Here is a 10972-nt window from a genome sequence, read left to right on the forward strand (position 1 = left end):
GCCCGGCGGCTCCGGCGCGGTGCTGATGGACTGGCGCGGCGTCATCACCGCGGCGGACCGCGACCGGTATCAGCGTCGCGACGCCGCCTGGACCCTGGCCCTGCAACAGGCGGGGCGCCAGCGTGGATCCGGCGATCTGAACAGTCTGGGCGATCTGATCGACCCCAGGGCCGGCCGCGCCGACGTGGCGCCGCCGCCCGGAAACTACCGCTGCCGCACCGTCAAACTGGGCTCCCAGGGCGGTGAGGATGGTCTGGGCTATGTAATCTACGGCTGGTTCGCCTGCCGGATCGAACAGACCTCGCGCGGCCTGAAGTTCACCAAATTGACGGGGTCGCAGCGTCCGTCGGGCCTGTTGTTCCCCGAGAACGACCGCCACATGCTGCTGCTCGGCTCCATGGCCCTGGCCCAGGAACCGGCCGCCAACTCCTACGGCCGCAATCCCGACCGCGACATGGTCGCCGTGCTGGAACGGATCGGCGAGGCGCGCTGGCGGCTGGTCCTGCCCTGGCCGCAGTATGAGTCCAATCTGGATCTGATCGAGCTGGTCCCCGCCAGCGGCGGCTGACTGAACCTTGCGGCGGCTCGGCCGTTAGGGGGGGCGTATCCCACGGAAGCTCGATCATGCGCCGCACCCCGCTCGTCTTCGCCCTCGCCGCCACCGCCGCCCTTGCGGCCTGTGGTGAAAACAGCCCGAACAGCGCGGCTGAGATTTCCCCCGCCGTGTCCGAACCCGCCGCAGGCGTGCCGGCCCGCGCCGCGCCGCCCGCCCGGGCGACGCCCGAACAGCAGGCGGCGACCCCGACCGGCGGGGTCCAGGGCGGGACCGACAACTGGCGCAGCGTCGCCACGCCCGGGGACGCCAGCCTGCTGGGACGGCTCGATCAGGCCTGGCGCATGAGCCGCGCCGAGGCGGAAACGGCCGGCTTCGCCCGTCAGGTCGAGGCCCTGGGGCCTTTGGTCGATCCCAACGCCGCCCAGGCGGGCCAGCTTCAGCCCGCGCCCGGCGACTACCGCTGTCGCACAATCAGGCTGGGACGCCACGCCGAGGGCCAGGGCGCCGCCTTTGTCGAACAGCCTTGGGCCGCCTGTTCGGTGGAGATGACCCCCGGCGGCGATCTGATCCTGGCCAAGACCGCCGGGTCGCAGCGGATGCGCGGCCTGCTTTATCCGGATACGGATCGTCGCCTGGTCTATGTCGGAGCCCAGGCCGTGGGCGAGGCGCAGAAGGCCGTCCCCGCCTATGGCCAGGACACCGCGCGCGACCAGGTCGGGGTGCTGGAACGGATCGGCCAGAACCGCTGGCGGCTGGTCCTGCCCTGGCCCAGGCAGGACGCCAAGCTGGAGCTGGTCGAGATCACGCGCTGATCGGCTAGACCCGCGTCAGCTTCAGATCCTGATAGTCGTATGAGAAGTCGATGTCGGGCGACACGCCCTTCATCGTCGCCGTGGCCGGTTTGGCGGTCTGGATGTTGAAGGTGACGAAGGCGTCCTCCTCGCGCTTGTCCGGGAACCGGGTGCGGAATGTTTCGCCGTCATAGGGTTCCAGCCAGCCTTGCAGCGCCGGGGTGTGGGTGAAGGTCAGCCACAGGCCGGTCCTGCGATTTCGGCCCCGGCCCTCGGTCTTCCGTTCAATGGTGATGTCGCCGTACCAGGGGTCGCGCCAGGTTCCGGCATAGGCCTCCAACGGCATGCTCGGCGCCGCGCCCGCCGCCTGTTTGGCGTCGATCTCGGCGGCGGCGGCGATGGATTTCGCATTGCCCTCGGCCTCCAGCCGTTTGGAGTCGGCGATCCAGTCCACATCGACCTTGCCCATGCACAGGTCGGCGATGCCCGCGCGCAGGGCGCGCAGCAGGAAGCTTTCCTCGGCGTTGGAGAAGATGCTGAAACCGGTCTTGCGGCCGGGGATCAGCACCGTGGCCGAAATCCCGCCGGGCGAGCCGCCGCCGTGGCTGATCAGCCGCTCGCCGCGATAGTCCTGAACCTGCAGCCCCATCGCATAGGTCGAGGCGATGGCCCGATTCGGCAGCTCCGCCGTCGGTCCGGGCGAACTGCCGACGATGATGTTGGGCTTGAACATCTCGCGCGCCGCCGCCTCCGAGAACAGCCGGGTTCCGTCGGGCAGCAGGCCGTCGTTCAGCCGCACGGCGATCCACTTGGCCCAGTCGGTCGGGGTGGTGCAGATTCCGCCCGCCGCCGCCGCCGAATCCCAGTTCCAAACCTCGACGATGGAGGCCGCGATCGGCGTCATCGCCCCCTGATAGCGCAACGGCGGTCCGACCCGGCCATGGGGCAGGGCGGACCTGGCCGGATCGGCCAGCCGCGCCAGGGGCACGGTCTCGCTCATGCCGACGCGGTCCAGGATGCGGGTCTGGATGAAGTCTTCCCAGGTCAGGCCCGACACCGCCTCGATCACCGCCCCGGCGACCACGAACATCAGGTTGCAATAGTGATAGCGCGCCCGGAACCCGTCCTTGATGGGCACGAAGGCGGCCTGGGCCAGGACCTCGGCGCGGGTCCGGTCGCTGTTGGGCCAGAACAGCAGGTCGCCGGCGCCCAGGCCGAACCCGGCGCGGTGGCTCAGGGTGTCGCGCACCGTGATGTGTTCGCCGATATAGGGGTCCGACAGGGTGAAACCGGGCAGATAGGTGCGAATGGGCGCGTCCCACGCCACCTTGCCCTCGTCGACCAGGATGGCCAGGGCGGCGGCGGTGACGTTCTTGGTGTTCGACGCGATGGCGAACAGGGTGTGTTCGTCCGCCCGGGCGGGCTTGCCCTGAAGCTTCACGCCGTAACCGCGCGTCAGGACGGGCGTTCCGTCCTTGACCACGGCGATCCCCAACGCCGGCTGGTCGGGCCATGCCGCCATGGCCTGGGTCACATAGGCGTCCACCGCCTCGGCCAGACCCGCATCGTCATTGGCCGCCTGCGCCCAGACGGGACCGCCGGCGGCTTGGGCCGCCAGCGCCGCCGCGCCTCCGGAAGCGAACAGGGAACGGCGCGACAGGCGAAGGGACATCAGGAAAGGCTCCGGCGAAGACTGCCGTGACGCTAACGCGCCTTTCCCCTCTAGACCAGCCGCCAGGCCTGCAGATGGTCCAGCACGTCGGCGACGATCTGCTGGCGGGTGAAGCCGGTCACGTCGCGCGGCCGGGTCCCCTCGCCGGTCTGGGCCGTCATGCGCCATTCGATGGCGCGGCGACCCTCCGGCGCGTCCAACGGGGTGATGGCGGGCAGGGGGCGCGACCGGGCGCCCAGTCGGTAAAGAAAGTCGCGGCCCTCGGCGTGGGGCACGACCAGCCAGACCGCCTGTTCGTCCGCCTCGACCCGGCTCTGGTCCAGGCCTTCGGCGACCAGGGCCTCGCGCACCTCGGTCAGGGCGGGAACGCCGTGACGCTGCATCTGGCGGGCGATGTCGCGGCGGCTGGCCGGGGCGAAGATCCGCTTCAACCGCTCGCCCAGCGGCGGCGTCTCGGTCTCGACCGTCTCGCCCTTCAGGTCGGCGTTCATCTGCCGGATCAGGGCCAGACACAGCAGGATGATGATGACGGTCAAGGGCAGGGCGGCCATCAGTGTGGCGGCCTGGAGCGCGCTCAGCCCGCCCGCCAGCAGCAAGGCCGCCGCCGTCAGTCCCTCCAGCGTGCACCAGTAGACCCGCTGCCAGCGCGGCGTGTCGTCCGCCCCGCCCGAGGCGATGGTGTCGATCACCAGCGACCCGCTGTCGGCCGAGGTGACGAAGAAGACCGCCACCAGCAGCACCGCCAGGGTCGAGGTGATCGCCGCCCCCGGCAGGTTCTCCAGGAAGTGGAAGATGGCGGTCGACAGATCGGTCTGCACCGCCTGCGAAATCGCACCCGCCGCCTGGCCCATGTCCAGGCTGATGGCCGTGTTTCCGAACACCGTCATCCACAGGAAGGTGAAGCCGGTCGGGACCAGCAGCACGCCGATGATGAACTGCCGCACCGTCCGGCCGCGCGAGATTCGGGCGATGAACATGCCCACGAACGGCGACCAGGCGATCCACCAGGCCCAGTAGAACAGGGTCCAGTTGGCCATCCAGCCGCGCGGCTCATAGGCGTAGAGGTTGAAGGTGCGGATGAAGAAATGGTCCAGGTACAGGCCGAAATTCTGCACCAGGGCCTTCAGCAGAAAGCCCGTCGGCCCGACCACCAGCACGAACAGCATCAGCAGCACGGCCAGGACCAGGTTCAGCTCCGACAGGCGCCGCACCCCCTTGTCCAGCCCGGTCAGGACCGAGGCGGTCGCCGCCGCCATGACCAGGGCGATCAGGCCCACCTGCATCCAGGGCGTATTGGGCAGGCCGGTCAGATAGTTCAGGCCGCTGTTGATCTGGGACACCCCCAGGCCCAGCGAGGTGGCGATGCCGAACAGGGTGCCGCAGATGGCGAAGATGTCGACGGCGTCGCCGATCGGCCCGTTGATCCGCTTGCCCAGCAACGGCGACAGCCCGGACCGCAGCGTCAGCGGCAGCCCCTTGCGGTGCGCGAAATAGGCCAGGCTCAGCCCCACCATCGCATAGACGGCCCAGGCGTGGACGCCCCAGTGGGTGAAGGTGATCACCATGGCCTCGCGCGCGGCGTCCAGGGTGCCGGGCGCGGCCTCGGGCGGGGCGGCGTAATGCTGGATCGGCTCGGCGACGGCGAAATACATCAGGCCGATGCCCATGCCGGCGGCGAACAGCATGGCCAGCCAGGAGACATAGGGGAAGTCGGGCTCGGCGTCGTCGGGCCCCAGCTTCAGCCGGCCCGTCGGCCCCAGGGCCAGATAGGCCGCCACCGCCAGGAAGCCGGCGACCGAGGCGACATAGAACCAGCCGAAGGTGTCGATCACCCAGGCCTGGGCGCGGCCGAAGAACAGGTCCGAGGCGCCGGGCGCGACCAGGGCGACCAGCAGCAGGGCCCCGGCTATGGCGCTCGCGCCCCAGAAGACGCGCGGGTTCATCTTGGATCTCAGCATCGGCTGAAAGCGTATGGCGAAGCTGGAGGTTCCCGCCCCGCCCCGCCCCGTCGCGCGTAAGGCGATCGGCGGCGAACACCCCGCGATTGGACCCGGCGCCCGAGGCGGCCTAGAGATCGCACTGGAGGCTTGAATGGAATTTCTGACGAACGGGCCGGTCGATCCGGGGGTCATACTGCCGTTTCTGGCGGCGGTCGTCCTGATCGAGCTGACGCCCGGTCCCAACATGGGCTGGCTGGCGCTGGTGTCCCTGTCGCAGGGCCGCACGGCGGGGCTGTCGGCGGTGGCGGGCATCACCCTGGGCCTGACCCTGTGGATGCTGGCCGCCGCCTTCGGCCTGACCGAGATCGTGCTGGCCTGGCCGGCCCTGTATCAGGCCATTCGGTGGGCGGGCGTGGGGTTTCTGTTCTGGCTCGCCTGGGAAGCCTGGAAGGGCGAGGGCGGTCCGGCCCGTCCGGCGCCCCAGACGCGTGATCGTCGTCGTGCGCTTTTCCTGCGGGGCCTGACCGCCAATCTGCTGAATCCGAAGGCGGCGCTGTTCTATATCGCCCTGCTGCCGGGCTTCATGCGTCAGGACTACGGCCCGGCCCTGCCCCAGGCGCTGACCCTGGGCGGGGTGCATGTGGCGGTCAGCGTGGCGATTCACGGACTGATCGTCGTCACCGCAGCCCGCGTGAGCCGTTGCGGCGCCGTCAGCCAGGGCGCAGGCGGCCGCGCCCTGATGGCGGGCGGGCTGGTGCTGATCGCGGCCTGGACGGCCTGGGAGACGCGGCTCTAGGCCGGCTCGCGTCTGCGGCCCGGCCGTCGGCCAGGGACGACAGACGGCGCCGCCGCAATTGATTCCGGTCAAGGCGAACCCTCGACCGTTGGGGGCACTTGTGTGGCCGGATCAACACACCCACTTCCTTCAGCGAACGACCGCGTCGCTCTCCAGAGGGCGCGTCGGACCATTTCCGCCTCACGAGGGGACACGACACGATGAATCTCGATCTCTACTCCGACCGCGCCAAACAGGCCGTCCAGTCCGCCCAGTCTCTGGCCCTGGCCCGCCGTCACCAGCAGTTCGCCCCCGAACACCTGTTGAAGGTGCTGCTGGAGGAGCGCGACGGCCTGGCCCGCAACCTGATCACCGCCGCCGGCGGCGACGCCAAACGCGCCGAGGCTGATGTCGAGACCGCGCTGAAGAAGCGCGCCCAGGTCACCGGCGGCTCGGGCCAGCTCTATCTGGACGGCGACACCGCCCGCGTCTTCGCCGCCGCCGAGGAAGCCTCCAAGACCGCCGGCGACGCCTTCGTCACCACCGAACGCCTGCTGGCCGCCCTGGCGCGCGAGGGCGGGGTCGCCGCCGAGGTGCTGAAAGCCTCGGGCGCCACCGCCGACAAGCTGGACGCCGCCATCGCCGAGGTGCGCAAGGGCAAGACCGCCGACAGCGCCGCCGCCGAAGACGGTTATGACGCCCTGAAACGCTACGCCCGCGACCTGACCCTGGCCGCCCGCGACGGCAAGATCGACCCGGTCATCGGCCGCGACGAAGAGATCCGCCGCACCATCCAGGTCCTGGCCCGCCGCACCAAGAACAACCCCGTCCTGATCGGCGAGCCCGGCGTGGGCAAGACCGCCATCGTCGAGGGCCTGGCCCTGCGCATCGGCAACGGCGACGTGCCCGAGAGCCTGCGCGACAAGACGGTGATGGCGCTCGACATGGGCTCCCTGATCGCCGGGGCCAAATACCGCGGCGAGTTCGAGGAGCGGCTGAAGGCCGTCCTGTCCGAGGTCTCGGCGGCCGAGGGCGGCATCGTCCTGTTCATCGACGAGATGCACACCCTGGTGGGCGCCGGAAAGGGCGACGGCGCCATGGACGCCTCCAACCTGCTGAAGCCGGCCCTGGCGCGCGGCGAACTCCACTGCGTCGGCGCCACGACGCTGGATGAGTACCGCAAACACGTCGAGAAGGACGCGGCCCTGGCCCGGCGCTTCCAGCCGGTCTTCGTCGCCGAGCCGACGGTCGAGGACACGGTCTCGATCCTCCGTGGACTGAAGGAGAAGTACGAGGTCCACCACGGAGTCCGCATCTCCGACAGCGCCATCGTCGCCGCCGCCACCCTGTCGAACCGCTACATCACCGACCGCTTCCTGCCGGACAAGGCCATCGACCTGATCGACGAGGCCGCCAGCCGCGTGCGCATGGCCGTGGACTCCAAGCCTGAGGCCCTGGACGAGATCGACCGCCGCCTGGTCCAGCTGAAGATCGAACGCGAGGCCCTGAAGAAAGAAACCGACACGGCCTCCCAGCACCGGCTGGAAAAGCTGGAGGACGAGATCGCCGATCTGGAAGGCCAGTCCGACGACCTGACCACCCAGTGGAAGGCCGAAAAGGACAAGGTCGGCCAGGGCGCGCAGCTGCGCGAAACCCTGGACCGCCTGCGTCTGGAACTGACCAACGCCCAGCGCGCCGGCGACCTGGGCCGCGCGTCCGAAATCGCCTACGGCCAGATCCCCCAGATCGAAAAACAACTGGCCGAGGCCGAGGCCAATGAGACCAGCGGAAAGGGTCCCCTGACGCCCGAGGTCGTCGACGCCGAACAGATCGCCGCCGTCGTCAGCCGCTGGACCGGCGTCCCCGTCGACAAGATGCTGGAAGGCGAACGCGAGAAACTGCTGAAGATGGAAGAGGCCCTGGGCGGCCGCGTGGTGGGTCAGGACGAGGCCCTGGCCGCCGTCTCCGACGCCGTGCGCCGCGCCCGCGCCGGCCTGAACGACCCCAACCGTCCCCTGGGCAGTTTCCTGTTCCTGGGCCCGACCGGCGTGGGCAAGACCGAACTGACCAAGGCCCTGGCCGAGTTCCTGTTCGACGACGAGGCGGCCATCACCCGGCTCGACATGTCGGAATATATGGAGAAGCACAGCGTCTCCCGCCTGATCGGCGCCCCTCCCGGCTATGTCGGCTATGACGAGGGCGGCGCCCTGACCGAGGCCGTGCGCCGCCGCCCCTATCAGGTCGTCCTGTTCGACGAGGTCGAAAAGGCCCACCCCGACGTCTTCAACGTGTTGTTGCAGGTGCTGGACGACGGCCGCCTGACCGATGGCCAGGGCCGCACCATCGACTTCCGCAACACCCTGATCATCATGACCTCCAACCTGGGCAGCCAGTATCTGGCCGAACAGGGCGAGGGCGACGACGTCGAGGCCGTCCGCCCCTTCGTCATGGACGCCGTCCGCGCCCACTTCCGGCCCGAGTTCCTGAACCGGATCGACGAGATCATCCTGTTCCACCGCCTGGGCCGCGAACAGATGGGCGGCATCGTGCGGATCCAGCTGTCACGGTTCGAGAAGCTGCTGGCCGACCGCCGGCTGAACCTGTCCCTGGACGACGCGGCTTTGGCCTGGCTGGCCGACCGCGGCTACGACCCGGCCTATGGCGCGCGGCCGCTGAAGCGGGTGATCCAGAAGGAGCTGGTGGACCCGATTGCGCGGAAACTGCTGGCCGGCGAGATCGAGGACGGCGGGGTGATTGCGGTGACGGCCGGCGAGGGCGGGTTGGAGATCGGGAAGGCGCGGGTGCATTGAGCCTCCGTCCCCTCCTTTCGTCATCCTCCGGCAAGCCGCGTCTTCGCGGCGCAGACCGGGGGACCCAGCGGCGCCGTCAGGCGAAATCTCTCCGCCGCACGTTGCGGGAAGACCTCGTCCGCGACAGGTTCGCGCTCTCGCGCGCCGCTGGGTCCCCCGGTCTCGCTGCGCTCGCCGGAGGATGACGAAGGAGAGCGGGGCGGTTAGGGCCGCTTACGCGTTCTTGGTGTCGCGGCCGTCCGGCTCTTTCGCGACGCCCTTGAACGGTCCCGGAGACGATTTCCGCTCCATGAACTGACCATTGCCTTCGTCGCGCTTCTGCCAGTCGCCGTTCGGCTGCTGGGATTGGGTAGGGCCACGCATTCAACGCCTTCCTCCTTTCGTCATCCTCCGGCAAGCCGCGTCTTCGCGGCGCAGACCGGGGGACCCTTCGTCATTCTCCGGCCCGCGGAGCGGGACCGGGGGAGGCGCCGTCAGGCGAAATCCATCCGCCGCACGATGCGGGAAGACTTGGTCCGCGACAGGTTCGCGCTCTCGCGCGCCGCTGGGTCCCCCGGTCTCGCTGCGCTCGCCGGAGGATGACGAAAGTGAGAGGGGGCGTGGATGACGAAAGGTCGTGTGTCGTATAGGTTGTGCGAATGCCGCCCCATCGCACCTTTATCGCCACCTATATCATGGCCAGCGGGCGGAACGGCACGCTCTATGTCGGCATGACGGCGAACCTGACGGCGCGGGTGTGGAAGCATCGGACCGGCGCCTTCGACGGCTTCGGCAAGGCCTATGGCTGCACCCAACTGGTCTGGTTCGAACAGCACGCCTGGGTGGTGGAGGCCATTCGCCGTGAGAAGCGGATCAAGAAATGGCTGCGGGATTGGAAGCTGCAACTGATCGAGGCGGCCAACCCCGATTGGCGCGATCTGGCTGAGGGCTGGTATCCGGTCCATGACCCGAACTGGACGCCGCCCGTCGAGGATGAGGGGTTCCCCGGTTCCGCTTCGCAGCCCGAAGGGTAACGGGACGCCGCACAGGCGCCAGCGCCCCTAACTCCGCCGACGAACCCGTTGGTTTTCAAAGCTCTGATAAAAATTCACGCCGGTTTCCCTACCAGGGTTCGAAACCGTGGGATGATGACGCCGCGCCTCCGCATCGGGCGGGTGGCGTCGGAGGGAGGGCGGATTTCAGACTATTCAGACTATTCAGACACTGTTTTTTCGACGCGAGTCTGAAATCTCACTCCTGCGGGATCGGATTGGTCCTCGGGTCCGGGCCGTTGGTGACGACGCGGTCGCGTTCGCCCAGGTCCTTGACCACCTTGACGTCGGCGAAGCCCTGGGCCTCGAACAGGGCCTTGACCTGGGGCCCCTGGTCCCAGCCGATCTCGACGGCAAAGACGCCGCCGGGCTTGAGGATCCGCTTCACCTCGGGGGCCAGGTCGCGATAGGCCTGAAGCCCGTCGGGGCCGCCGTCCAGGGCCAGGTGCGGGTCGTGGTCGCGGACCTCGGGGTCCAGGGTCGGGATGTGGTCGGTGGGGATATAGGGCGGGTTGGACAGCACCAGGTCGAAGCTGGCGTCGCCGAAGCCCGCCGCCCATTCGGTGCGCAGGAAGGCCGCCCGGTCGTTCAGGTCCAGGTTGGCCGCGTTCTCCTTGGCCACGGCCAGGGCCTCGGTCGAGATGTCGGTGCCGACGCCGTGGGCCGCCGGCCGCTCGGCCAGCAGGGCCAGCAGGATGGCGCCCGAGCCGGTGCCCAGGTCGATGGCGCTGAAGGCCTGGGTCCTGGCGAAGGCCAGCATGGCCACGTCCATCAGGGTCTCGGTGTCGGGGCGGGGGCTGAGGACGTCGGGGGTGACGTTCAGCATGATCTTCCAGAAGCCCTTCTTGCCGACGATGCGCGACACGGGTTCGCGCTTCAGGCGGCGGTCGATCATGGCCTCATAGGCCGTGTGCTGTTCGGGCGTGACGACGCGGTAGGGGTCCGTCAGAATGTCCATGCGGCTGGCGCCGGCGGCGGCTTCCAGCAGCAGGCGGGCGTCGATGGCGGGGCTGTCGATGCGGCCGCCCTTCAGGCGGGCCTGGGCGGCCTTCCACACGGTCAGCAGGGTCGCGGCGCCGTCGGACGGCTTGGGGGAGAGGGGCTCGGTGGTCATTTCGGGTGATTGGCCCTTCGCGGCCGGGATTTCAAGCGCAGCCGATTTTCGGCGCCTCGGGAACGTCGCGCCAGCTTCGCCGTTGGCCTCCTGATGTCCAAGCCCAAGCCGTCCGCCGCCGCCGCCCTTCGCCGCCTGATCGCCGCCCGGTCGGAGGGGCGGCGCGGGCGCCCTGCCGGGGGTCTGGGCCGCCTGTGGAAATTCGTGGCCGCGACGGCGGGCGGCCTGGCCGCCGGCGCCGGCGCCGCCCATCTGCTCTACACCCAGGGCCACAAGGTCGGGC

General features: G+C 69.4%; 9 protein-coding genes and 1 pseudogene. 6 read left to right on the forward strand and 4 right to left on the reverse strand.

The features are described 5' to 3' along the window. The coding region (locus ER13_RS12985; protein ID WP_035309856.1) for a DUF4893 domain-containing protein at positions 1–568 on the forward strand (568 nt) is incomplete at its 5' end. A gap of 56 nt (positions 569–624) precedes the next feature. Beyond that, positions 625–1368, forward strand: a complete 744-nt coding sequence (locus tag ER13_RS12990; protein ID WP_035309857.1) for a DUF4893 domain-containing protein — start codon at positions 625–627, stop codon at positions 1366–1368. Positions 1369–1372: 4 nt separating this feature from the next. On the opposite strand, the gene ER13_RS12995 is transcribed toward ER13_RS12990, so the two are convergent. Both ER13_RS12995 and ER13_RS13000 read right to left on the reverse strand, forming a co-directional pair. Continuing rightward, a complete protein-coding gene (locus ER13_RS12995; protein ID WP_035309860.1) occupies positions 1373–3019 on the reverse strand; it encodes a serine hydrolase in 1647 nt (548 codons plus the stop codon). 50 nt (positions 3020–3069) lie between these two features. After that, positions 3070–4977, reverse strand: a complete 1908-nt coding sequence (locus ER13_RS13000; RefSeq protein WP_035309862.1) for a BCCT family transporter — start codon at positions 4975–4977, stop codon at positions 3070–3072. Positions 4978–5110: 133 nt separating this feature from the next. On the opposite strand from ER13_RS13000, the gene ER13_RS13005 reads away from it, so the two are divergent. Together ER13_RS13005 and clpB are read left to right on the forward strand one after the other, a co-directional pair. After that, complete coding sequence (locus tag ER13_RS13005) at positions 5111–5755, forward strand: LysE family translocator (protein ID WP_035309864.1); 645 nt, start codon at positions 5111–5113, stop codon at positions 5753–5755. 200 nt (positions 5756–5955) lie between these two features. Next, complete coding sequence (gene clpB, locus ER13_RS13010; RefSeq protein ID WP_035309866.1) at positions 5956–8544, forward strand: ATP-dependent chaperone ClpB; 2589 nt, start codon at positions 5956–5958, stop codon at positions 8542–8544. Between the two features lie 213 nt (positions 8545–8757). Here clpB and ER13_RS18720 read toward each other — a convergent pair whose 3' ends face one another. Then, positions 8758–8907 carry a hypothetical protein gene (locus ER13_RS18720; RefSeq protein ID WP_197019790.1) on the reverse strand — a complete coding sequence of 50 codons (150 nt, stop codon included), beginning with the start codon at positions 8905–8907 and terminating at the stop codon, positions 8758–8760. 275 nt (positions 8908–9182) lie between these two features. Between ER13_RS18720 and ER13_RS13015 the strand changes: the two genes are divergently transcribed. Then, the gene (locus ER13_RS13015; RefSeq protein WP_035309868.1) at positions 9183–9557 is read left to right on the forward strand and encodes a GIY-YIG nuclease family protein; all 375 of its coding nucleotides are present in this window, start codon (positions 9183–9185) and stop codon (positions 9555–9557) included. Positions 9558–9774: 217 nt separating this feature from the next. On the opposite strand, the gene prmC is transcribed toward ER13_RS13015, so the two are convergent. After that, entirely contained in the window at positions 9775–10689 is a 915-nt protein-coding gene (gene prmC, locus ER13_RS13020; RefSeq protein ID WP_008263545.1) for a peptide chain release factor N(5)-glutamine methyltransferase, read from the reverse strand. Between the two features lie 93 nt (positions 10690–10782). Between prmC and ER13_RS13025 the strand changes: the two are divergent. After that, a pseudogene (locus tag ER13_RS13025) lies at positions 10783–10972 on the forward strand (YihY/virulence factor BrkB family protein); the annotation flags it as partial.

The sequence above is a fragment of the Brevundimonas sp. EAKA genome, assembly GCF_000698025.1.
Lineage (GTDB): Bacteria > Pseudomonadota > Alphaproteobacteria > Caulobacterales > Caulobacteraceae > Brevundimonas > Brevundimonas mediterranea_A.

Excerpts from the sequence above, each read along its gene's own strand:
- prmC (WP_008263545.1), bottom strand. The coding sequence starts at position 10,689 with ATGACCACCGAGCCCCTCTCCCCCAAGCCGTCCGACGGCGCCGCGACC.
- ER13_RS13015 (WP_035309868.1), top strand. The coding sequence starts at position 9,183 with ATGCCGCCCCATCGCACCTTTATCGCCACCTATATCATGGCCAGCGGG.
- clpB (WP_035309866.1), top strand. The coding sequence starts at position 5,956 with ATGAATCTCGATCTCTACTCCGACCGCGCCAAACAGGCCGTCCAGTCC.
- ER13_RS13000 (WP_035309862.1), bottom strand. The coding sequence starts at position 4,977 with ATGCTGAGATCCAAGATGAACCCGCGCGTCTTCTGGGGCGCGAGCGCC.
- ER13_RS13005 (WP_035309864.1), top strand. The coding sequence starts at position 5,111 with ATGGAATTTCTGACGAACGGGCCGGTCGATCCGGGGGTCATACTGCCG.
- ER13_RS12990 (WP_035309857.1), top strand. The coding sequence starts at position 625 with ATGCGCCGCACCCCGCTCGTCTTCGCCCTCGCCGCCACCGCCGCCCTT.
- ER13_RS18720 (WP_197019790.1), bottom strand. The coding sequence starts at position 8,907 with ATGCGTGGCCCTACCCAATCCCAGCAGCCGAACGGCGACTGGCAGAAG.
- ER13_RS12995 (WP_035309860.1), bottom strand. The coding sequence starts at position 3,019 with ATGTCCCTTCGCCTGTCGCGCCGTTCCCTGTTCGCTTCCGGAGGCGCG.